Raw genomic sequence first — 24,370 nt, forward strand, 5'->3', positions numbered from 1 at the left:
TCCTTACATATCTTAGCGATTGATTCAGGAAGAACTTTCTCCGCCATCTTCCCTCACTATATTCACCTTTTTTTTCGGAGCCAATTCGATTTCTCCAAGTGCTCTCCAAATCGTAAACCCCGAGTAGATAAGCAGCAGGAATCCGGGTATTAATAGCAAAAACGCACCATTCTTCGACTGGGTAAAGTTAATGAAGTACCCTACGTAAGGCACTGTAAAACCAGTGTACTCCGCTACTACATTGTCAGACAGAACTGGATTCATGTCCTCTGCATTGTTATTGTCGCCTTTTGTCCGGTAAAGTACGGAGTCTCCACTTTTGACTACCTCAGTAATCCGATGTGTGATCAAAATATTTTCTTCTTCTTGGAATGTAATGACGTCGCCTTTTTTAAAATTAGTTTTATCTTCAGCCGGCTTTACGGCAATGATCGAGCCTGTTAGGATTCCCGGCTCCATGGATCCCGACAGAACAGTTTTTAATTGGTAACCGAAAAGTTGTGGCTCGCCGCCTGAGACTTTCGTGAAGACCACTATGGAAGCTACACTAATCAGCAGAACCATCAATATGCCTGAGACGATGCTACTTATCCTCTTCATTCGTTTCTTCTTTTTCATTAATTTCTTCTCTCTCATTTGTATCACCTTCTACTTTCTTTGTGTTATTTTCTGGTTTTACGACAGCGTTCACTTCAGCTTCATTCTTTGTTTCAGAGTTATTTTCTGGAACCTTACTTTCTATAGAATCCTTTTCTTCCGGTTTCTTTTCAGTAGATTCATCAACAGATCCATCCTTGCCGTCCGGCTGTTTTTGACCGTCATCTTCAGGCTTCTGCTGCTCGTTCTCTTTGTTAGCATCCGAATCTGCTTTATCATCTTCACCTTCTATGACCTTATCCTTTTCAATTTCTTCCTTAGATTCATCATCTATATTCTTGCAGTCGGCCTTTATTTTCTCGCTTGATACAGCATCCTGTTCGTTTTCTCCAACAGACTTATCATCTTCGCGCTTGCAGTCGACATCGCTTGGTGCAGCATCCTGTTCTTCTTTTTCCTTAGACTTATCATCTTTGTCCAGGCAGTCGACTTCGGTTTCCTCACCCGATACCGTGTCCTTATCGTTTTCTTCCTTAGGCTTATTATCTATGTTCTCACGGTCGATCTTGATTTCCTCACCCGTTACAGCATCCTTTTCAATTTCCTCACCGCATTGATTCATAAGTACAACCGGGACTTCCCATCCGGCAGTGATCATCTGGGAGACTTCCGACTGGCTACTGAGATATGCGGATGTGTCAGACGAAATATAACTAATGCTAAAGATGACTAAATAGCATATGAGTGCCAATTTTAAAGTCAGAAATGGACCTTGATGCTTTTTCCTACGTTTGCGCCTTCGGCTGGTTTTCAACCTGATCCCGCCTTTCGATTTTTTACCACTGGATTTTTCTTACGTATATTCCTCAAAACATAAAATCGAGTTATATGTTGAGAAATATATATAAGGAAGAGCATTGGTTGATTGATGAAATAAAAGGAAGGAGGAGAAGTGCTCTCCTCCCGGGATATATGTTATTTCTTTTCCCCTTTTGTCTGCTGTGCATCAAATGTCCATTTAAGCTCTAAAGAATCACCTTGGAATTCGTTTTGATCTTTGTCGTTCTCGACAAATTCGAATTGTACGGACAGCGTGTCAGAATTGCCGGCTTTTAAACCGCCTTTTTCTTCAAGGTATGGGACAAAGACTTTATTTGCAACGGCATCTGGTGTCATACCCTGTAACTCAGCAAGAGTTGTTTGGTAAACCACGTTGTCCAGTCCAGTCCACGGTCCCGTGATTGATTTATCGTGGTTCCACATGAAGTTAACTCGGATATGACTTCCAAAGTTTTCTACATTATCACCATTTTTGTCTGTTACTGAATACTCTGTCTTAAGTAATACCTTGGATATGTCGAGTGTGCCGTCATTTTTCAATGTAAAATCACGATTCATCCAGTCACCAGGCTTAATGTTTTTTACATCGATAATTGTTTCAGGCTTTAGTGATAAATCCAGTGTACCGGCAGCGAATGTATTCGTGCTTGTTTCCACATCGTTGAAATAAGCATATGTTCCTCCACCGATCATACTTACAGCCAATGCCCCAGTTGCGATACCCATTGCTAGCTTCTGTTTAATACCCATTTTTAATTTCCTCCAATTAGTTTGTATTTTTTCGCTTTTATTGAATGCTTGTTCTTTGTTCTTCCCTGCGACTTGGAAGAAATTATTTTCTTCTTCGATCTAAGGTATGAGTTCATTTTCACCTGATAAAGTAGCCTTGATTGCATGCACCATTTTCATAGTTTGGCAGCTGTTGTGATCCTTGACACCCCTTTAGTAGGTGTCATACTTTTTCATGGAAATCTCCTCCAATGCTTTTTTCGGCTCGTTACCATTTTTGTAACTACTTTTAGTATAGGAGTATTCCTTGCGGGCATCCTCACTCTAAAGAGTGATTTTCTGATATCGTTTGTCTACCCCGGTTTTCCACCTTAGTGTAGAGTCGGTGCACTTTCGTACCAGTTCACTTCTACTTCTGTTAATGAATAGCTCACTCGGAAGTAATAGCTCTATCTTATAGAAGTAACCTTTAATATTGATTTACTGATAGGTAACAAGTAACTGAAAAGTCTTAATTCGCTAAAATACAAGTTAATAACAAAAAAAAAGAACCTCTTCAACCGCAGGAGATGACGTCATATTCAATGTAATTTGGTTATACTGAACTATATAAAAGAATATAATTTACGGAAACTGTGAAATACATCCTCTATATGGGCACCTTGGATGTATGGAGTTATTGGTGCAACCGACCTAATTACACTTGGACATTATGTTCAAGTTGATTGGGTTTTTATTATGAAATGAGAGGGTGTGACAAAAATCAGAAAGATTCTAGCTGATATATTAGAAGGATACACTCAGAAAGCTTCTGCTTTGGATTTGGTACAAGCATGCGCTACTAATAAACCAATCGAAACGAATGATACCTATCTAGATACATTGAAGCACGGTATATCGCTGTACCACCTAATGGATAATTCAAGCCCTCAAATTATAATGAATGAAATAATGGCAGCTATCATCAAGCTTACACATAGTGGAGAAGCATTCTTTTGGTTGACCGACATAAATCATCAAAATAGCTACCTAACATCTTCTACGAGTAATCCCCACATTGAAACTAGCCTAAGAAAACAATGGAATACTATACGCCTGGAGAAAGAACTGTTTGTCAGTAAGATTAACGAGGATTGGTACGGTATGAAAGTAATTAGAACCTCCACTACTACTGGTGTGATTGGAGTTAAGATTTCCGGTTCAAGTGAGTCTAGAGAAACATTGCTCTTTAATCGCCCATTTGAGTTTTTAGCCGAACTTAGTGAAATAATGCTCGAAAGAATTCATACAGATTCAATGAAGGAGCAAATGATTGTAATTAAGGAGCAGAATCGTATCTCCAATGAAATTCACGACAGTGTTTCACAAAGATTGGTCGGTATTGTATATTCTCTGCACAGTTTACAAACAAAAAGTAAAGGCATGACAAGTACTGAGTTGAATGATGAATATCAATTTCTTTCACAATCTGCCAACACTACACTAAAGGAACTACGGTCGACGATATACGGTCTCAACTCGACGAAGAATGGCGAAAATTTTTTTCAAGTTGGGCTGCAAAACTATTTTGACGAGTATGCACGGTTAAGTGATATACGAATTGATTATCAGATAACGGGTGATGAAGCTTTACTATCAAGCGAACTAAAACAAGCACTCTATAGAATTATTTGTGAAGCTTGCGGAAATGCCGTTCGCCATGGCCAGTGCACGGCTATTGAACTCAGATTATCTATACTGGACGAGAAAACTGTATTGGAAATTCATGATAATGGAATCGGAATTAATTCGCACATATCCGAAGGCCAGCATGAAAAAGGAATCGGTCTTTTCAATATGAGACGTCTTGTAAGTACTTTTGCAGGAACGTTTTTGATAAGTGGATTACACGGGATAGGGACAGAAATACAAATCGAAATTCCAACCGCAAAAATACTTGAGAAGGTCCAGGTGATTGGCTAATGCAAATTGTTATTGTCGACGATCATCCATTAGTAAGAAAAGGATTAACATCTATCCTTACTATAGATGGAGCAATTGAAATCCTAGGTGAAGCAGCAAATAGAAATGACGCGCTAACTCTATTCCATGACACTACACCTGATTTGGCGATAGTGGATCTTCGCTTGGGAAATGAATCTGGTTTGGAATTAATTTCGGAAGCGAAACAACAAGGAATAACCTGTAAATTCGTCGTGCTAACTTCATCGACGGAAGAGCACGACTTTAAACAGGCAAAAGAAATAGGTGTCGATGGCTATATATTAAAAGAGGCATTACCTGAAGAACTGATCCATGCCCTCGGAGTTATCGGCAGAGGTAGAAAGTATTATGATCCAGGGGTGTTTGATTTGGTGATAAAATCGAAGGAAAGCCCTTTTGAAAATGATAGGCATATCGAACAGCTAACACCGAAGGAAAAGGAGATATTACTCGAACTCGGGATGGGCCATTCAAATAAACAAATTTCACAGGCTTTATATATTACAGAGTTTACTGTAAAAAAACATGTCAGTCAGGTATTAGCAAAGTTAGATCTTGCCGATCGAACAAACGCGGCATTGTATGCCAATGCTAAGGGCTTGGTGGCGTATAGTGTGAATTGAATGTATGTTTAGCGCTAAAAACTCCCACGATTAGTAACCTCGTGGGAGTTTTTCTGTTGGATAGAGTGGTGGAAAGATACGATCAGTTGAAATACTATATGCTCGGGTGGGCGACAGTTTATGATCGGGTGGCGGGATATATGATCGGCAGGCCGGCAGTTATGATTGGATGGCCGGATATATGATCGACTGCGTGGCGGTTATGATTGGGTGACGGGTTATATGATCGGCAACCCCGCGTTTATGATTGGGTGGCGGGATATATGATCGGCAACCCGGCGGTTACGATTGGGTGGCGGGATATATGATTGGTCGGCCGACGGATTCGAATGGTCATTCGCACTTCGGGTATTCTGAATGTTGTCATGCGGAATAATTCTCCTATATAAAGCTCTTTGTCCTACTAAAATTCAACAAAAAAACAAAACCAGTCCCTTTAAAGCGAACTGGTTTTGCATAGGGCTATCTTATTGTTAAATCTCACTTTGCGTTTTGCGAGATTTTTTTCGTCTAAAGAACATCCAAGCTCCAAGTAGAATTATTCCAAAACCGGTCGCCATTGAACCGATTGGGAATGCTTCACCCGTTTGAGGTAATTTTTTACTTGGAGTCACTAAATCGGGATTACTTAGGTTACTCGGATTACTTGGATTGCTTGGATTGCTCGGATTACTTGGATTGCTTGGATTGCTTGGATTACTTGGATTGCTTGGATTGCTTGGATTGCTTGGATTGCTCGGGTTACTTGGATTGCTTGGGTTACCCGGTACGCCCGGATTCTCTTGTTCAACCGGTTCGCTTGGTTCAACTGGATTGCCTGGTTCACTTGGTTTGCCCGGTTCACTTGGTTTGCCCGGTTCACTTGGTTTGCCCGGTTCACTTGGTTTGCCCGGTTCACTTGGTTTGCCTGGTTCACTTGGTTTGCCTGGTTCACTTGGTTTGCCTGGTTCACTTGGTTTGCCTGGTTCGCTCGGTTTGCCTGGTTCGCTCGGTTTGCCTGGTTCGCTCGGTTTGCCTGGGTCGACCGGTGGATAATACGGATTATATTTATTTGTTTTAATTACCTGTACCGTAACTGTCTGACCTTTAATAATTTCAAATTTTACTGGTGTAGTATCTAGAATATAATTAGTTGGAGCTTTTGTCTCGATGAACTGGTAGTTCCCTGGTTTTAAATTATCTACAACTAGTTTACCATCTTTATCCGTCGTTAAATCTTCTTTCAGCGTGATGCCTTTTGCATCTAGCAGTTTAAAGACTGCACTTGCAAGTGTTCCATTCCCATTATGTTCGGGACGCTTCGTAAGTTCAACTGAACCTGTTGTTAATTCGTTAAAGGCTTCCACTGTTTCTATAGCAGTTGGCCCTAGGATAATTGTAAATTTGATTGGAGTTGCATTCAGATCATAACCAAATAGTGTTTTCGTTTCTACAAACTGATAGTTACCTGGTTTTAATTCGTCTACAACAATTTTACCAGTTTCATCCGTTACCAATCCTACTTGAATCGCGTTACCTTTTTCATCTTGCAACTCAAATTCAACATCTGCTAAAATTGCACCATTATTGTCTTTATCGTATTTCGTTAATTCAACTGAGCCTTTAATGATCGTATTCGGAATTTCCAATCCACGCGTTTCAGTTTGACCTTTGTCAATCGTGAAATTAATTGGTGTATCGTCTAATTCATAGCCAAAAGGCGCCTTCGTCTCCACGAACTGATACTTTCCTGGTTTTAATTCATTTACAACCAATTTCCCATCAGCATTCGTTGGTAGGTTTTCTTGGAGCATTTCACCTTTTTCGTCTAGCAATTTAAACTCTGCACCCGCTAGAGTGACTGCATTGTTATCGCTGTTCACTTTAACGAGTTCAACAGAGCCACGCGTCAAATTATTGTCTGTTGAAATCTGGAGCACTTCAGATTGACCTTTGTCAATCGTAAACTCAACTGGAGTTGGGTCTAAGTCGTAGCCAAAAGGTGCTTTTGTTTCGACAAACTGATACTTACCAGGTTTCAAGTTGTCTACAACGATTTTACCTACTTCATTCGTTAGTAAGCCTTCTTCTAGTACTTTACCTTCTATATCTAGCAATTTAAATTCTGCACCTGACAATGTGTTTGTCGGGTCTTCATTGTCGACCTTCGTTAACTCTACAGAGCCCGTCGTCAATTCATTTTCTGCTTTGACTGTCACCACTTTGACATCAGCTGTTGTTTTACTTTTTTCAATTGTAAACAAAATTGGTGTTTCATCTAACACATAACCGAATGGTGCTTTCGTTTCTACGAATTGGTAGCTACCCGGTTTCAAGTCAGTAACAAGCAACTTGCCATTTTTGTCAGTTTTCAATGCCGATTGAAGTACTTTCCCATCAGTATCTTGCAGTGCAAATTCTGCACCTTCTATTACCAATTCAGCATTATCTTTATCGACTTTCGATAATTCAACTGAACCAGTTACCAATTTATTTGGTGCTTCGACTGATGTTGTAATTGAAGTTGCTCCAATTTCAATATTGAAGACAATCGGTTTTGGATTGAGTTGATAGTACGCAGGTGCTTTCGTTTCTACGAACTGATAAGCTCCTGGTTTTAAGTTAGGGACAGTGATTTTACCGTCTTGATCCGTTGAAATTCCACCTTGAATTTTCTTACCTGTTGCATCTTGTAATTCAAAGATTGCGCCTTCCAATGTTGTTTCGGAATTGTCCTCGTCAATTTTTGTGAGGACTACGGATCCTAAAATCATTACATTCGTTGCTGTCAATTCAAGAATCGTATTTTGAGACTGTACAATCTTGAATGGAACTGGTGTCTGATCTAGCTTATAACCGAATGGCGCTTTCGTTTCAACAAACTGATAGCTGCCTGGATTTAAACCATTTTTAATGATTTTTCCGTCGCTATCTGTTGTCAAACCTTGTTCAAGCACTTTTCCAGTTGCATCTTGCAACTCAAATACTGCATTTTCAAGCGTGATTTCCGTATTTTCTTTGTCGACCTTCTTAAGTTCGACTGCCCCTTTAATAATCTTATTCGTTACCGGTCCAACTTTCAGAACTTCAAGTTGGTTTTCTCCGATTGTAAATTGGATTGGCGTATCATCTACTAGATAACCTGCTGGAGCGATAATCTCGACGAATTGATACTCTCCTGCTTCAAGATTTTCCACATGAATTATCCCATCATCATTCGTCGTCTTAAGTCCAACTGTTTTATACTGATCACCATCTTTTCGTTCCAGCATAAAGTTGGCTCCCTTTAACTTCTTATTATGGTCCTCGCTATCTACTTTCTCTAATTGAACAGCTCGCACAATCTTTTTGTTCGTAACAAGTTCATGGTTCCCTACTTTTTCTGCATCTCCATCGACGTATGCCTTATTAATTGTAATTGGCATCACTTCTTCATTTTCAAGATATCCTTCTGGAGCTTCAGTCTCTACCAAGAGGTACTCACCCCAGAGTAACCTGTCGAATGTGACGACTCCATTTTCATCAGTAACTCCTGTTTTAATAGTTATTCCACTATCTTTGTCTTTCAATATGAATGTAGCACCGTCAAGTAGTTCGCCAGTTACAGCATCTGTTTTCGTTAGTTGTAGGCGTCCTAATTCACCTGAGCCATCTCCCATACCCGAAGTTTTTCTCACTTCGATTGTGCTGGTCGTTTCCTCATTTTCAGAAGCAACATGCTCACCAGTAAATGAAACTTTATTTGTAATACTTGCTGGTGCTTTTAGAATAAATGATTGATATTCCAAAATATACGGTTCACTAATTTCATTTACAAATGAAAGTTCGAATGCATAAGGTTCGTGACTTTCATTGAAATCGATTTTATAGTCTGTGCCTTTTGTTAATTCTGCACCTTTAGTTATTGCGCCAGCTGAATCTGTTTTCGCAGCATATAACCGTATTGAATCCTCTAAAACCGCTTGGTCAGCGCTTGGCATATCGGTAACTTTCGCATTCGAAACTTTCGATTGAGCAAAGTTAATGTCGACTTTCCAATCAATGATTTTCCCATTTTGCAAACCGGATTTAGCTGTGTATTTTCCACCGTGTGGAATTGAAACGGATGCTGTAAGATCTGTTTCTTTATCCGAGCCATTCTTAACGGTTGCTGTGTTATCGTATTTAGCTTCGACGAAATTTAAATCTTTCAAGCTTGTTTTATACGTAATCATGTACGGCTTCGTTATTTCCTTCTTAAATTCAACTAGAAAGCCTGGATTTCCATCTTTTTCGATCCAACTAGTTGAATAATCCAATCCCTGAATTAATTCTTTAACTTCTGTTCCATTCGCCCCACCTGTAAGAGTCATTTCATGAACTTCAATCGAATCTTTTAATAGTTTTTGATTCCCAAGAATGAAGTCCTCCACAGAAGCATTCGAAAGAGTTTTAAGGTTATAGTTCACACCCACATTCCAAGTGATTTCTTGCGTCACGGCATTGTATGAACCATTTTTAAAACCGTTGGACTGTGTATAACCGTCTGGAGTAAATTTAGACTCCGCTTCTTTTGTTTGCTCTTTGCCATCTTTGTCTTTCCAATGAAGCGTTACTTTGTTTTGTAAATAATTCTTACTTTTATCTGCTCGCTGTTCATAATCAAAAGCTGTTGTATATTTGATGGTATGTGGTTTCGTTATCGTGTTTTTAAACTCAATGACAAACTCATCTTGTTCGTTTATTGTGAGTTCATAATCTGTACCGCTTATTAATGTTCCTACATCGCTCGTAATAATAATGCTCTCCGGATCCAATGTAAGGCCTTTATTTGTAAAGATATCCGTTAATCTCACATTATTCATTTCATGACTGTCGTGATTGAAAGTAATTGCCCATTCAATTCTTTTGTCTTTGTAATTGGGTGTTCCATGAGATTTAAACAAGATTTGTTGGTTAATATCCCTGTCTGCACCTTTCGACAGGTCACCAGTAGTGACCGTATTGGTGATTTTATCCCCTTCAAACACACGGTCAGTTGCTTTTGTTTTATAGATAATTTTATAAGCTGAATTGATATTTTCATTGAACTGAAACTCGAATCCGTTTTTATTGTCTTCAGATTTTGGAGTAACAGTATAATTTGTAAACTCTTCAACTCCAGCTTCGCCGCCGCTTTCATTGATTGTTACTTTCTGTATGATAAAAGAATCGTCTATAAGCTCCTGACTATCATTGAAGAAGTCTTTCAACAATGCATCCGCTTGGGCAATGTCCTTTTCGTTGTAGTTGTATTTAATTTCCCATGTGATTGTTTGAGTCTTAACATCATAGTGACTTGACCGTTTTTCTAACGGCTGGCCTCGCTTAACACTAACAGTTGCAGTTGCTTCTCCAACATCACTGCCATCCGATAACAACGTTGCTGTGTTTGAAAAAACTGCTTGATCTTGATCTGTAATCGTTGTCGTATACACGGCTCGATATGCAGTGCTAATGTCTCCATTAAAATCAATTATAAAATCTTTACCATCTGCTGTTGTTCCGACCGTATACTTACTCGGATCCATTTCTTCTCCAAGACTTACGGAACCATTCAATTGAACCTTGAGATGGTACAGCTTTAAAGAATCTGCTTGAAATGCTTGACCGGCCTGTATTGGGTCGCTAAGGATTGCATTATTAATTTTTTTCAGATTTTTATTAAAATCGACTGTCCATTCAATTGTTTCAGAATTATAGATTTTGTTAGGTAACCCACTTTTCTCAACAGCAGGCCCACCCGGTTCAAAGGTTAGAGGGATCGTTATTGAAGCTCCACCTTCTATAGGCGTGATTGTTATCGTTCCTTCTTCAGTAACGATAATGTCTTCACTTAATTCTGTCCAAACTTGAATAGTGCCACTGATATTTGAATATTTTTCGATGAAGTCCGTGAACGTTACAGTGACTACCCCATCGAGTGTAATACTGAAATACCCCACTGTTTCACCGTTAGATTTCATTTCTTCATTATTAACAATGTTATAAACTTCTAGTTCTTTTGGGAGATTGAATGTAAATGTAGATCCGGCTTTATAGCCATGACCATCTTCAAGTGTCCATGTATAATCGACCGAGATTAGTGAGTCGAATCCTGGGTTATCAATTGGATTCCCATCCTTATCTTCATATGCTAATTTGAAACCGGTTAAAATATTATCTACTATTTCCGTTGCCGCTTTGCTTTCTTCTACTACTGGTAGTTTTTCCAAGTCCTCACATTCCAATAGTTCATCGGTTTCATCGCATTCTATTGGCTTCTCACATTCTGGGGATTCGGCAATTTCTTCACATCCCAATTCATCTTCTGGTACTTCATTTTCCGGCACTTCATTTTCTGGTAGTTCTGGAGATTCGTTTTCGGCACCTTCTTCATCTTCACCAGGAGTTACTTCTGTTTCTGTTACTGGTTCATCTGGTTCTATCTCTGGTTCTATTCCCCCAACATCTTCCTGGGCAGCTTCAACTTGAACTATCTGATTATCCTCATTCAGTTCAGTTTCACTGAATTCGTTTGCACTTGCGGAAGCCAATGGTCCCAAAATAGCTTGCCCAATCAGCAGTAAAATCAAGGCAAATATATTTAACTTCTTCACGCTATCCCCCCTATCTGTTTGTTATTCGACTTGTCCGCCCAATAATAGGCATTTCGAAATTTCATACCCAATTCCCCTTTTCATAATAAATATATTTATATCAATTTCTATAAATATTAATTTATGATTTTTGAAACTACTACTTCTTTAGTGCCGCCTGAACAATCAATCGGTTCGGCGGGTTAACTGCTCCAAGCGGTGTGCAAGTGACCAGTGTGAGAAATGGTCCTTCTTGATCATCGAGGACGGACACATCCGATTGATGGACGATAAATGAGTCGACTATGACAAATTCATATGTACCTTCTTGTGTGGTCACTTGAATTTCGTCGTTCATCCTTAATTCATTCATACGATTGAATTGTTTCCCTTTCGCTACAGCTCTGTGTCCAGCTAAACCAATGTTGTTGACGCCGAATTCTTTCTTAGGCTCTATCATGCCGATGCCCTTGCTGAGCGTTTCGGGGCTCGTCCCGTCAAAGATAATCATTTCAAGGTCAATTTTGTTAATATTAATAATTCCGCGAGCTCCTTCCAATAATTTGGATTTCTCGCCAGTTGGTTCATTGTATTTCTGCACCGCGAGTGTATCTTCATATTGATTGGAGGCATGCTCAATTTGTTCCGTATTGCCTAATTGTTCAAAACTCCTTACCAGCTGCTGCTGACCACGATCATAGTGCTGTTTTTCAAGTTGCGGATAAAATACAACCGCTAAGCCAATGACCATCAATAGAACGCCTATAATTCTCCGCAATCCTATTCGCTCCTTTAGTGGACATGAAAAGTGAACGTACGCTAAGACTTTTCCCAGCCCCTTGGCAAACGTTTCTTAATTTATCATATGGAATCCCTCTTATAGAACGCTTTACAACCTCTTACACTTCTCTTAAACATTCAATAGCCAACGTCTTTTCGTAGTGACTACGCCTGAATTTGAAGATTGCTGTTTGGTCTTCTCGGGACGTTGTACAGTTTCGTAACATTAATTATTGAAGTGCTAACAACACTTTATCAATCTCACACTCAGGCATTATGGTATACTATTATTAATCACAGTTAATAAACTAAAGTCCTAATTCAGTAATTGGATTAAGAGAGTTAAAAGCAATATTCATAGTTAAAATGGCGCACTTTAATTTGGAGGGATTCCATTGAGAAAAATATTTATTTTTTTCACATTCTTATTCATCACACTGTCATTCGCTAGTTACTCAATCACTGTAAAAGCTGCTAGCAATGAAAATCCTGGACTTAAAACGACTGTAGTAGCGGACTCATACAACTCAATTCGTTCCTCTCTGTTAAAAAATGAACGTACTGGGCAATTTGATAGCGCAGAAGTTTCATATACACAAGTTGACGCCCTTATTCAAAAAGTAGTACGTGAAAATCCTGAAATTCTTTATTTTGATTCGGCAATGTCATGGTCAAATGGTGACATTGAGTTTTCGTACTCACTCCCTGTTAGCACAATAAAAAAGAACAAAGCAGCTCTTTCAAAAGAGGTTGACAAGGTACTTGCCCAAATTATCAAGCCCGGCTTCACAAATTTTGATAAAGTAAAAGCCATTCACGATTATTTAGTATTGAATGTTGCTTATGATTACAAGAACTTTCAAAATAACACCATCCCTTCTGATTCCATTACAGCTTATGGTGCACTTATTAAAGGTGTGGCCGTTTGTGATGGATATACGAAAGCTGCTCAACTTCTACTTGATCGTCTTGGTATTGAAAATTACTATGTTGACGGATATGGAAATGGCGGTCAGCATTCATGGAACTTAGTCAATCTAAACGGACAGTATTACTTCATGGACATTACCTGGGACGACCCCGTTCCGAATGTAAAAGGTACTATTAGTTATAAATACTTCCTAGCCTCTGCCGATCAACTGCGAAAAGACCATAAATGGAACGAGGCGGATTGGCCAATTGCCAAGAGTAAAACGTACAGTTTCTTGAACGACTTTGGCTCGATGATCGAATTCAAAGGACACTATTACTACAGCAGTATTTCGGACAAGGATACATTATATCGAGTTAAGAAAGACGGAAAATCTAAGCAAAAAGTTAACAATGTAAAGGCTCCTTATTTCGCCATTATCGATGACTGGATTTATTTCAGTAATTATTCGAAAGGTGGATTCTTGTATAAGATGAAAATCGATGGATCCAAACCTCAACAACTAAATTCCATCCATTCAGTCAATCTAGTCGCTGTGAACAACCAGCTTCACTATACTGATTCCAAAACTAAAAAAGTTCTTAAATTGACGATAAAATAAAAAACTCCTAATCGGTTTTAGCCGATTAGGAGTTTTTTTATGGTATCTTTTTAGTTTGACTAGAATGCTTATTCGTACTGGCATAGCATTGAAGATATAGATTTGTTATATATTCCAAAACTATGATAATCTTGAGTTAATAGAATGACGTGTTTCCTACACTGAAAGGAGGTAATTTCATCATACGCGCGATTGTAGTTGACGATGAACCATTGGCTTTGAAACATATGGAAATCAAGCTAAGTGAATTGGGCACTGTCGAAGTTGTTAAGACCTTTTTAAATGTAGGTAATTTCTTAAAAGAAATGAAACATCTTAATTTTCAAGTAGCATTTTTGGATATTGAAATGCCCGGTTTTAGCGGATTGGATTTAGCTGAACTAATTCAAGAGCAATTCAAAGATGTTTACATTGTTTTCGTTACAGCCCATCGAAATTATGCTGTTCAAGCTTTTGAATTGAATTCAATTGATTATTTATTAAAGCCAATTATGAAAGAACGTCTTGAAAAAACTGTAACCCGCATACAAGAACAACTGCGAGTAAATGATATCTCATCTTCCACTGATCAGGATATCTCCTCAAAACTAAGAGTTGTCTGTTTTGATGAGTTTGCTGTCTTCAGTCATAATGAACCAGTAAAATGGAAAACAGCAAAAGTAAAAGAACTTTTTGCTTTCCTCGTCACGAATATTAACACTTATGTAAATAGGGACTTCCTTATCAATTTACTTTGGCCAGACACCGAATATCCAAAGGCTAAGATTCTACTCCATACGTCTATTTCACATTTGCGAAAAACGTTAGATTCTATGGGTTATCCGGGTTCTTTAACTTTTTCCAATCAAAACTATACTTTAGAACTTTATGATTTTCAATGCGATGTAATTGAATTAGAACAGACAATAGCTATGTATACTTCTGTAAATCATAATACTATACAGCTATTCGAGCATGTCGTTCAGCAATACAGCGGTGATTATATGGGAAAAAACGGATATGAATGGGCTGCAGTCAAAAATCAAAGTATTCGCCAAGAACTGTTACGGCTTCTGCAAAAAATGATTGATTACTATACCGACAATGAAAAATTGGATAAAAAACAGAACTATTTACAAATTCTACTCACCTATAATCCTTACTCGGAACATGCTTTACAGCAACTTATGCGCTACTACATTACCGTTAGTAACCGTGGTGATGCCGTTAATGTCTATCATGAGTTCAAAAACCAGTTACAGGAGGATCTCGGTATTTCGCCAGGTCGTGCAACAACAGAACTCTACGAATCGATTCTAGTTACAAATTAGTTAAGGAGAAAACGCCGCTGTCATACCATGGACAGCGGCGTTTTCTCCTTACTATTCTTCTTTTGGCACGATAAATCTAACGGTGGTCCCCACATCGGGTACACTTGTTATGTCAATTCCACTTCCGTATTGCTGTTTAAGTCGTTTATCGGTATTAAGCAAACCGATTCCCCGATGTCCTTCTATCTGATGGATCAGTAAATTTTTCAATTTCACTTCTGGTATTCCTACCCCATCGTCTAGAATTGTAATTTCGACTACTTCCGGCCGTTCTATAACCTGGATTCGAACAGTTCCACCTTCTGGACGCTTTAATACGCCATGTTGAATGGCGTTTTCTACGATTGTTTGAATTGAAAGTGGAGGAATTCCAATAGCTGGTATCTTTTCCACCTCCCATTCTATATTCAATCGTTCTCCAAACCGTTCTTGTTCGATGAAAAGATACGAACGCACAAGTTCCAACTCATTTTCTAATTGGATAACTGGATTTAGATTATGGCTGGCAAAACTAGCATGCAAATAATCGCCGAATTTATCCAATAACTCCACCATTTTAGAAGCGTTGACTTCACTAAGTGCCGCAATCGTATTTAATGTATTAAACAAGAAATGAGGCTGGATTTGTGCCTGCAGCCAGGCTGCTTCCATTCGAACTCGTTCGCCAATAGACGTTTTCAAATCGATTAAAGCCTTTACGCGTGACACCAATTCAATTTTTTCTACGGGTTTAGTAACATAATCACTTGCTCCGCATTGAAAACCAGTTTGAATATCCTCTAATTGGCTACGAGCTGTCAATAATAAAATAGGAAGTTCTGAAATCGTGAACCGTTCCCGTATTTTCTGCGCTAGCTGATACCCAGACATGCTTGGCATCATTACGTCCGATATAACAAGATCCCACTTTCCTTTATCCAATAAAACCAATGCTTCTTTCCCACTCGTACATGTAATGATTTCCAACTGTTCAGCTACTAAAATTCGCTCGACAATCGCCAAGTTAAGAGGATCATCATCCACAACTAATATACGTGGAAATCCTATAGTCATAATCTGCTCTGTCCTCTTATTCCCGTTAGTCACGTCCACTACAGTTAGTCGTACAAGAGGGTCACTCGTTTGATTTGCTGAAATTGGTAGTGTAAAAGTAAATGTAGAACCTTTCCCTACAGACGATTTGACGGATAATAATCCTCCATGCAGTTTGACTAACTGTTCGCAAATACTTAGTCCAAGTCCGATTCCACCAGCAATCGCTGTCATATCAGAATCCGCCTGCTCATATGGTAAAAAAATGGACTTCATCGTTTCTTCATCCATACCAATTCCATTATCCTGTACATGAATAATCGCCATTTCTTTTTGGGATTCCGCAGACACTACGACTTCTCCCTCATTCATATACTTGACCGCATTATGAACTAAATTGAATAGAATTTGAAATAGGCGATTCTCATCAGCTTCTATCTTCGGAAATGTTTCGGGAATCGTTTGTACAAATACAATACTTTTCCCTTCTTTCATAAAACCAAGCGTATCAAATACACTAGATACGACGGATGCAAGGTCTGTTTCTTTAACTTGCAATCGGATTCCATTTTCTTTTAGTTTAGTAATATCAAGTAGATCATTCAGAATCATCGACATACGCCGACCGACTGTCATCAGTATTCGTAGGTTTTGTTTACTTTCTTCAGTCAAATCATCCTTTTCATTGTCATAAATTGCTTGTGACATATTAATGATTCCATGAAGTGGATTTCTTAATTCGTGTGATGTATTGGCAAGGAATTCGTCTTTTCTTTCAATTTCTTTCTGCAACCTTCCAGCCAGATTCTTAGTTTCTTCTGTAGCGAGGAAAAAACGTTTAAACCAGAATACCGCAAAAAATATGACACCCAATATAATGTCAATCGGATAGTAGGGTAATGAAACAGATAGCTTATTTTTTATGTCTCCCCAAATAGCGCTGGAAGCAATGCTGATTGTAGCAAGAAGCAGATAGATAATCCCCGCTTCACTTACTGCTACTTTCTTCAATATTACAAGTGGAATAATCATCGGGATAAGAAGCATAATAACTGAGAAAAACGGATTAATTACAATCTTGAAATCTATCAGTACGCTAACAATAAATAATAAATATACGAGGTTTAAAACCCTATATAGGTTAAATACTCGAGCTTTACTATTTGAATGTCTCGTCATTATTGGCCTGCAAAATTGCAACAGAAAAAATGCGCTACTCGCATATGAAAGATAAAGGATTTCCGCCCACATCCCCGAGCTAATGGATGGAAATAAGTAAAGTAATACTTTATCATCATCCGCAAGAACTGAAACTGTCGCACAAAAAAATACAATGGAGAGAAAAACCAATTCTCTCTTTCTGACAAATACAAGAAAGATGACTAATACATAAATGCTATGAAGAAACAGTATTGTTGCCGACATAAATTGCATCAAAGATGACATCATTTGATCTTTTTTCATGGAAGCAGAGTTCCCGAATTTAATCGATTTCACGATTCCACCTGAATGGCCAACGTTATAATTAGAGACTTGAATAATCAGGTCTATCTCTTTAAGATTGCCATCTATGGATACTTCGAATGGGCGATAGTCCTGAATAGCTGATTCGACAGTTTCAGCCACGCGTCCCATTTCTGCCACTCTTTCACCATTGATAAAAACTGTTGCACTGGATTTAATTTCTTTAAAACTCATGGTGTACAGCTTGGATTGTCCATCCAGCAAAATCTGAAGGCGATAGGTTCCATATCCATACGGTATATTTCTATCGTCAGATACTGTTTCTACCCAATCTCCAGGAACTCTAATCCATTGTTGCTTAGCGCCAGAGAATTGCTTCGTCAAGCTCTCCGGCGCTATTAATTGATTGCCGAAAAAAGCCCATTCACCGTTCAGCGTGATTGCTTTATCATCTGGCAACTCCACACCCCGAAGATCAAGGATTCCCCCTTCTGCGTAAGGATAATCTGACGTCATATAATGATTGAGCCAAAGTAACCTAAAACTCGTAAGTAAAAGTAAAAATAAACCGATTATTATAATCATTTTTTTCTTATTCATGATAGTTAGATTCGCTGTTTGATAAGCTAATTCCTTCTTACAGTCATACCTCTCTCGTTTCCTATGTGTGAAGAACACGATTACAAGGGCAAGATATAGCAGTGTGTAAGTAATATTATAGTGACTCCCTCCATTTTGACGCTACTGGGTATTTCATTTGCAAACTCTTTGGAGTGCGTTAGATCATCAGTGATATACAAGTTCTTTATAGCAGATGGACTTTTTTGGCAGTAGGCCGGCTAGCAAGAATGATATGTTATATGACCGGTTGAGCGGGAGATATGATCGCTCGCCATGGGATATGATTGGTTGAGCGAGATATATGATCATTCAACATGGGATATGATCGGTTGGACGGGATATATGATCGTTCAACATGGGATATGATCGGCTAAGCGGGTTATATGATCGCTCGCCATGGGATATGATCGGTTGGGCGGGTTATATGATCGTTCAAAATGGGATATAATCGGTTGGGCGGGTTATATGATCGCTCAAAATGGGATATGATCGGTTAAGCGGGTTATATGATCGCTCAACATGGAATATGATCGGTTGGACGGGATATACGATCGGTCAACATGGGATATGATCGGTTGGCAGTGTTATATGATCGCTCGCCCTGGGATATGATCGGGCGACAGTCTTATATATTCTGACAGCCTCTACCTTTGAAAACCTCCATTCAAAACAGCTCAGATTCAGTTACTGACTCTGAGCTGTTTCATTTTTATATCATGTATGATTAGCTATTATCCACTCAATCCCACTCTACAATAGGTTCTTTCGTTACACAGTCAATATGCACATTTGTTTTGATGGTGCCGCCAAACGTATGATTCGAGCCAAATGCCACATGTATCGTATGATAGGCTTTTTCGTCTTCCAGTATAATGCCCGTCAAACGGGCAGCGTAGTTCGTGCCAATACCAAATTCGCAAAGCAGTCGTCCGTCACCTTCGCCCAGTATTTCTAGCAACTTTTCACCATTTTTGCCGCTTGCAGTCGTTAACCTACCTTTTTCAATCGATAGGATGACTGGTTCTTCTAGTAATCCTATGGTAGAAATCGTGCCGTTTATTTCGATTGTCCCTTCGGCTGCTCCTTCAATTGGTGCAATGTAAGCTTCCCCTGATGGAAGGTTGCCAGAAGCCCCTTTTTCTCGGAATACCCCCGTACTTGGAACACCATTCCTTCCGTTTATCGGGATGACCAATTCATATTGACCTCCCGTGCGAATTGTTACTTTTTTCGCAGCTGTTAGTTTGGCAGTCATTTCATTTGTTTCTTGTTCCACTACGCTGTAATCGGCAGCCATCGCCCCATTCAGGAACATATCTTCCGTAATGCCTGGCATCGTAATGACACTGATACCTTTTGCGTTTGCGTTTTTTCGTGCGACAGTATGTGTCAGTGAATGTTTCGTCAAACAAAACACTAGTTCATAATTCAACATTTCTTTCGCAGCCGCTTCCGGTGGTTCTTCGCCCGACTTTGTTCTGTCTTCCATGACAAGCGAACTCACTTGCCATCCGTCGTTCTCCAGTGCATCAATGAACTTCTTACCCAGTTTTTCGGTGCTGACATCCGTGAGAACGAGAATATTGACGGTTTTATCGACCGAGAAGTTATTGACCATTAACGTTGCGACCGTTTGTTGAAAGTCTTTCAATTTTTCTCCACCCTTTCGCTTTAAATTATTCACAACATCTCAGCTAGTGAAGAAAACACTACATTACGCGCAACAAGTACTGGTTTTGTAGTATACTCAACCATAATTTTCTTCATTTCGTCCGTATATCCCATGCAATCTAACACTATCGCAGTAACAGGCAACTTGTCCATTTCCTTTGCAACATTAATTAAATTTTCACTTTTAAAGTCATATGGAGAACTCGCTAAAACGGAACAAGTAAAACCTGCATCGTCCCACTTTTCCGTAATGCTTTGTGATTGCTCAAGTAATGGGACGACGATACCTAATTCCCCCTCTTTAAATAAGCCTTTAACGACATGGCTCAATAAATAGTCCGGATAAACGATAGGTATATCAGATTCAAAAAGGTCAAATTTCCCCGTACAAGCAAGTAAAATCGTGTCAATGTCCTCCGTCTGACATTCATCTATTAGCCGTTGCAATGCGCTAACCACGAATTGTTTCCCTAGCGTTACACTCGAGCCATCACGTAGCCGTGAAACTAATGTTTTTTTACGATCCACAGGCGCAAGTGCTTCAATTTCTGATGTTGATAAATCATCCAGTATACCTTTTTCTATTAATCGTAAATTCTTCGGCAAGTATTTAGTGATGGCTGGAATCATATCGGCCCTTGGACTTTGCCCAATTGTAAGGATACAAAGAGTTTTCTTCATTCAACAAATTCCTTTACGTACACACTTTCACCATCAATATAAGTTGAGAGCACATTTGCTTGGGCTTGGAATGGCTGATGAGACCAAATGACAAAATCTGCATGCTTTCCGATTTCGAGTGAACCTACTTTATCATCTACGCCCATAAGTCGAGCTGCTTCATACGTAATACTTTTTAAAGCTACCATTTCATCCAATCCGAATTTAACTGCTTCCGCAGCACAATAAATAAGGTATTGAATCGGAATAAATGGATGATCCGTCATGATTGCAAATGGTATTCCCGCATCATGAAACATTTTCGGTGCCATTGGCGTGGAATTTCTCGTTTCATATTTACTTGCTGGCAACATGAATGGGCCAAGCGTAACACTCGCTCCGCTATTCTTAACCGCATCCAACATCATATGCCCTTCCGTACAATGTTCAAGCGATAGCAACACATCGAATTCTTTTGCAATTCGGATAGCAGTCGCGATATCATCAGCGCGATGGCAGTGTAGGCGTAACGGCATATCGTGTTCCAATACCTGTATAAAGGGCATTAGCTCACTTTCATCTTCCCTTACCACTTCCCGTTGCTCTTGCGTCAATTTTTGTGCATCGTGAAAACCTTGACGTATAATATCTGCAACAGCCATTCGCGTCATCGGTTTTTTTTGATATTGATTGCCAAAAACATTTTTAGGATTTTCCCCAAGCGCTCCTTTTAAGCCACTGCGTTCTACAAGAATACGTTTTTCCAAACTTCCTCCACCAGTTTTCATGATACTCCATGTACCCGCGATTGGATTCGCACTGCCTGCACCTGTCTGAATCGTCGTTACTCCTCCTTCAACCGCTAAGTCAAATGAAAAGTGGCGAATATCAATCCCATCTACTGCTGCCATCGAAGGCGTCCAAGGATCTGAGTATTCATTGGCATCATTTATCTGCTCACTAATCTCTCCCCATATCCCGACATGCGTATGCGCATCGATTAGACCTGGCGTTATCACCTTTCCAGAACAATCGATTACTTGAGCTCCGCTTGGAATAGGAACTTCAGTGCCTATATGTGTGATTAAACCGCCTTGTATCCAAAATTCACCGTTTTGAATGACTGTATTCGATTTGTCCATTGTATAAAGTGTGGCATTTTTCAATACAGTAACCATTAAAATCCTCCTTTACGATAAACTTCTTGTCCTTTAATGAAGGTATGCAGGACATTTGCAGTTAAATTTAACGGATGCTGATCCCAGATAACGATATCGGCAAATAGTTCGGGTGCAATAGAGCCTGTTAAATGATCGATTTCCAGTAGTTTAGCTGCATTTTTCGTTAAGGCTAACAATGCATCTTCAGATGAAACCCCTTCGCGAAAAGCAAGTGATGCTTCGAGTTTTAAATGTGTAACAGAATTGACCGGGTGATCGGTCGCAAAGCCGAAGCGTACGCCTGAATCTTGAAGCGTTTTGTAGAGCGCCGGTTTCAGATTCTTCAGCTCCAATCGTTCAATCGCTTGAAAACTGGGTCCTCCGATACTATTGTTGGAATGCGTCAATACTTCTTTATCGACTAGTCCGCATTCTGTCGCGTGAACTAATGTGATTGGCACATCCACTTCTTTTGAAATTCGGATTGCGGTTTCGATATCATCCGCTCGATGGCATCTTACAAATACTTTTCTGTTGTCCAATTCCCCTGAGCTTTTTAACCGCTTCAGTGTAGTCCTAATCCTCTGAGCAATACCCATTCGCGTTAAAGGCATCTTTGTTTGTTCCATAAAAGACTTTTTCGGAATATCTCCCATCGAAAAAGAAAACCCTACTTCATTATCAATCAGCATCTCTTCAACGGTAGAACCTTTCATATGAATGATAGCCGTTTTTGCACCTATAACACTGTTAGGCGCAGACAGGATATGTGCAGTCGTGACTCCTGATGCAACTGCATCTTTAAATGAAGGATCAAACGGATAAATACCATCCGTCACAGAAAGTTTCGTCGGATCTTCTTGTTGGGGTTCATAGGAATCATTGCCTTCCCAACGGACACCCGTTTCGCGTAATCCAATTTGAGAGCAAGTGTCAATCAATCCCGGTGTAATGTATAGATTAGTAGCATCTATCGTCTTAGAAATCTCACTTTCATCACAGCTAGCCAATAATTCATCCGTGAAAAAGATGTCTTGTTTACTAAACGCCCCACTGTCAGAATCTAGTACCCATCCATTTTTTATAACAGTTGTCATATGACTCCTCCTCATGTATACGCTGAAAAAAGCAGAGACTCAGACCCTCTACTTTTTCAGCAATACCTATTTTACTACTTACTTTTTAATCCAAACATTTGCTCCGTTCGGGTGAACGATTTGGATAGAGTTATCCGCAGACACTTCATATCCTTGAACTTTTTTACTGATACCCGCTGTTGCTTCCTGCACATCAATTTCGATACGCGGAACGTCTTTCAAGATAATTTTCAATGCTTCTTGATAAATTGCTGCACGTTCATCTTGATCGGCCGTTTCAGATAATGCGCGATCTAACAGTTTATCAACTTCAGGGTTGTCATAGCCTTTCCCGTTTCCTAAAGCACTAAGTTGATCTGTATGGAACAACTGATAAAGGAAGAAGTACGGGTCTGGATACCATGACCAGCCACCAATGGACATCGGTGCATTCCCTTTAGATACCGTGTCACTGTAAGTTCCCCACTCTACGACTTTAATTTCTACATCGATGTTGAGGTTTTCTTTCATTTGATTTTGGAGGATTGTTGCGTATGGAACACGTGCTGCCCCAACGTAAATTTCTGTTTTAAAGCCATCTGGATAGCCTGCTTCAGCAAGCAACTCTTTCGCTTTTTCCGGTTCATAAGTTGGGACTAGTTTTTCCAGTTCTTCATCGTAGCCCCAAGATCCAGTAGGAAGTGGCAGATAAGAACGGACAGCACCGCCCCATTGGTTAACACCAGATACTAGTTCGTCAACATTTGTTGCTTTATAAATCGCTTCACGAACTTTAACGTCCGCAGTTGGCCCAACTTTATTATTCAAGTCAAGATACGTAATAGATAGCGCTTGGATAGTTAGTAATTCAAAGTTCTCGTCTTTGTTAATCAATTCCCTATTTTGTCCTTTAACATCCAAAGCGACATCGATATCGCCTGAACGCAATGCGTTTGTCATCATATTAGGGTCCGCAATAACTTTCATCCGTACACCATCTAAATGTGGTTTACCGCCCCAATACTTGTCATTTCTTACTAAGTCAATTTGCTGATCCTTTTTCCAATCTTTAATGGCAAACGGACCAGTACCCACTAAGTGCGCACCGAACTCATCGCCCCATCCTTCAACTTCTTCTTTTGGCACAATTGAGTTACCAGCATCAGTCAATACAGCTAGCAAAGCAGCATTAGGTGTTTCAAGATGGACTTGTACTTCAAATTCACCTGATACATCTACTTTTGTAACGCCGTTAAGTCTGTTCATGACAGATTCATTTACTGATCTTTCCAAGCTATATTTTACATCTTCGGCAGTCATTTGACGGCCGTCTTGGTATTCACCAGGTTGGAAGAAGACGTCGTCCCTTAGTTGGAACGTGTAGACAAGCAAGTCGTCAGAGATTTGCCAATCTGTTGCGAGCGATGGAGTGATCTCGCTCAAGTCTTTACTATAAACTACGAGTGTATCTGCAACCGAACGCATAACTTGTGATTCGTATACGCCTGTATATTTAACCGGGTCAAGTGTTTGTGGATTTGCTGAGAGGCCAATTTGCAAAGTCCCTCCATCTTGAGGTTCCCCACTATTTTCTCCCCCTTTGTCTCCGTCCTTACTATCAGAACTTGGCGTGGATGACTTTCCTGAACAAGCAGCTAATACGAGTAACAGCGAAATACCAACTAAAAACATTTTCGCCCTTTTATATCCCAATATA

General features: G+C 39.5%; 16 protein-coding genes and 1 riboswitch. Of the genes, 5 read left to right on the plus strand and 11 right to left on the minus strand.

Going from position 1 to position 24,370, the window contains the following annotated elements:
* Positions 1-24 precede the first annotated feature (24 nt).
* The 3 genes from sipW to ACP8HG_RS13565 form a co-directional block, all read right to left on the minus strand.
* Positions 25-636 carry a signal peptidase I SipW gene (sipW, locus tag ACP8HG_RS13555; RefSeq protein ID WP_438296762.1) on the minus strand — a complete coding sequence of 204 codons (612 nt, stop codon included), beginning with the start codon at positions 634-636 and terminating at the stop codon, positions 25-27.
* On the minus strand, positions 584-1,411 hold the full coding sequence (locus ACP8HG_RS13560; protein ID WP_438296764.1) for a SipW-dependent-type signal peptide-containing protein: 828 nt from the start codon (positions 1,409-1,411) through the stop codon (positions 584-586). The genes sipW and ACP8HG_RS13560 overlap by 53 nt, the downstream gene beginning before the upstream one ends.
* Positions 1,412-1,572: 161 nt before the next feature.
* Positions 1,573-2,187 carry a CalY family protein gene (locus ACP8HG_RS13565; RefSeq protein WP_342539105.1) on the minus strand — a complete coding sequence of 205 codons (615 nt, stop codon included), beginning with the start codon at positions 2,185-2,187 and terminating at the stop codon, positions 1,573-1,575.
* A gap of 598 nt (positions 2,188-2,785) precedes the next feature.
* Positions 2,786-2,867, plus strand: a riboswitch (cyclic di-GMP riboswitch).
* A 52-nt stretch (positions 2,868-2,919) separates the two neighbouring features.
* On the opposite strand from ACP8HG_RS13565, the gene ACP8HG_RS13570 reads away from it, so the two are divergent.
* From ACP8HG_RS13570 to ACP8HG_RS13580, 3 genes are read left to right on the plus strand one after another with little or no spacing between them, the layout of a single operon-like run.
* Positions 2,920-4,128 (plus strand): sensor histidine kinase, encoded by a 1,209-nt coding sequence (locus ACP8HG_RS13570; protein ID WP_438296767.1) that lies wholly within the window; start codon positions 2,920-2,922, stop codon positions 4,126-4,128.
* Entirely contained in the window at positions 4,128-4,772 is a 645-nt protein-coding gene (locus ACP8HG_RS13575) for a response regulator (protein WP_187045830.1), read from the plus strand. Before ACP8HG_RS13570 ends, ACP8HG_RS13575 begins: the two co-directional genes overlap by 1 nt.
* 56 nt (positions 4,773-4,828) lie before the next feature.
* Positions 4,829-4,957: a hypothetical protein gene (locus tag ACP8HG_RS13580; RefSeq protein ID WP_342539108.1), complete on the plus strand. Its 129-nt coding sequence runs from the start codon at positions 4,829-4,831 to the stop codon at positions 4,955-4,957.
* Positions 4,958-5,245: 288 nt separating this feature from the next.
* On the opposite strand, the gene ACP8HG_RS13585 is transcribed toward ACP8HG_RS13580, so the two are convergent.
* Positions 5,246-11,368, minus strand: coding sequence for a SpaA isopeptide-forming pilin-related protein (locus ACP8HG_RS13585; protein WP_438296769.1), 6,123 nt, complete (start codon positions 11,366-11,368; stop codon positions 5,246-5,248).
* Positions 11,369-11,507: 139 nt separating this feature from the next.
* A complete protein-coding gene (locus ACP8HG_RS13590) occupies positions 11,508-12,125 on the minus strand; it encodes a class D sortase (protein ID WP_255428509.1) in 618 nt (205 codons plus the stop codon).
* Between the two features lie 397 nt (positions 12,126-12,522).
* Between ACP8HG_RS13590 and ACP8HG_RS13595 the strand changes: the two genes are divergently transcribed.
* On the plus strand, positions 12,523-13,659 hold the full coding sequence (locus tag ACP8HG_RS13595; RefSeq protein ID WP_438296771.1) for a DUF5050 domain-containing protein: 1,137 nt from the start codon (positions 12,523-12,525) through the stop codon (positions 13,657-13,659).
* A gap of 149 nt (positions 13,660-13,808) precedes the next feature.
* Positions 13,809-14,969: a response regulator gene (locus tag ACP8HG_RS13600; RefSeq protein WP_438296773.1), complete on the plus strand. Its 1,161-nt coding sequence runs from the start codon at positions 13,809-13,811 to the stop codon at positions 14,967-14,969.
* Positions 14,970-15,020: 51 nt separating this feature from the next.
* On the opposite strand, the gene ACP8HG_RS13605 is transcribed toward ACP8HG_RS13600, so the two are convergent.
* The 6 genes from ACP8HG_RS13605 to ACP8HG_RS13630 all read right to left on the minus strand — a co-directional run bounded on the left by ACP8HG_RS13605 (position 15,021) and on the right by ACP8HG_RS13630 (position 24,345).
* The gene (locus ACP8HG_RS13605) at positions 15,021-18,065 is read right to left on the minus strand and encodes a hybrid sensor histidine kinase/response regulator (RefSeq protein WP_438296775.1); all 3,045 of its coding nucleotides are present in this window, start codon (positions 18,063-18,065) and stop codon (positions 15,021-15,023) included.
* A 760-nt stretch (positions 18,066-18,825) separates the two neighbouring features.
* The gene (locus ACP8HG_RS13610) at positions 18,826-19,737 is read right to left on the minus strand and encodes an aminopeptidase (protein WP_438296777.1); all 912 of its coding nucleotides are present in this window, start codon (positions 19,735-19,737) and stop codon (positions 18,826-18,828) included.
* 29 nt (positions 19,738-19,766) lie between these two features.
* Complete coding sequence (locus ACP8HG_RS13615; RefSeq protein WP_438296779.1) at positions 19,767-20,438, minus strand: AroM family protein; 672 nt, start codon at positions 20,436-20,438, stop codon at positions 19,767-19,769.
* Complete coding sequence (locus tag ACP8HG_RS13620; protein WP_338655102.1) at positions 20,435-21,595, minus strand: amidohydrolase family protein; 1,161 nt, start codon at positions 21,593-21,595, stop codon at positions 20,435-20,437. The genes ACP8HG_RS13615 and ACP8HG_RS13620 overlap by 4 nt, the downstream gene beginning before the upstream one ends.
* A complete protein-coding gene (locus ACP8HG_RS13625) occupies positions 21,595-22,674 on the minus strand; it encodes an amidohydrolase family protein (RefSeq protein WP_438296781.1) in 1,080 nt (359 codons plus the stop codon). The genes ACP8HG_RS13620 and ACP8HG_RS13625 overlap by 1 nt, the downstream gene beginning before the upstream one ends.
* Before the next feature lie 78 nt (positions 22,675-22,752).
* On the minus strand, positions 22,753-24,345 hold the full coding sequence (locus ACP8HG_RS13630) for an ABC transporter substrate-binding protein (RefSeq protein WP_438298659.1): 1,593 nt from the start codon (positions 24,343-24,345) through the stop codon (positions 22,753-22,755).
* Positions 24,346-24,370: the final 25 nt, after the last annotated feature.

The sequence above is a fragment of the Sporosarcina sp. FA15 genome (assembly GCF_051550195.1).
GTDB classification, from domain to species: Bacteria; Bacillota; Bacilli; order Bacillales_A; family Planococcaceae; genus Sporosarcina; species Sporosarcina psychrophila.

Excerpts from the sequence above, each read along its gene's own strand:
- sipW (WP_438296762.1), bottom strand. The coding sequence starts at position 636 with ATGAGAGAGAAGAAATTAATGAAAAAGAAGAAACGAATGAAGAGGATA.
- ACP8HG_RS13565 (WP_342539105.1), bottom strand. The coding sequence starts at position 2,187 with ATGGGTATTAAACAGAAGCTAGCAATGGGTATCGCAACTGGGGCATTG.
- ACP8HG_RS13575 (WP_187045830.1), top strand. The coding sequence starts at position 4,128 with ATGCAAATTGTTATTGTCGACGATCATCCATTAGTAAGAAAAGGATTA.
- ACP8HG_RS13605 (WP_438296775.1), bottom strand. The coding sequence starts at position 18,065 with ATGAATAAGAAAAAAATGATTATAATAATCGGTTTATTTTTACTTTTA.
- ACP8HG_RS13615 (WP_438296779.1), bottom strand. The coding sequence starts at position 20,438 with ATGAAGAAAACTCTTTGTATCCTTACAATTGGGCAAAGTCCAAGGGCC.
- ACP8HG_RS13620 (WP_338655102.1), bottom strand. The coding sequence starts at position 21,595 with ATGGTTACTGTATTGAAAAATGCCACACTTTATACAATGGACAAATCG.
- ACP8HG_RS13625 (WP_438296781.1), bottom strand. The coding sequence starts at position 22,674 with ATGACAACTGTTATAAAAAATGGATGGGTACTAGATTCTGACAGTGGG.
- ACP8HG_RS13630 (WP_438298659.1), bottom strand. The coding sequence starts at position 24,345 with ATGTTTTTAGTTGGTATTTCGCTGTTACTCGTATTAGCTGCTTGTTCA.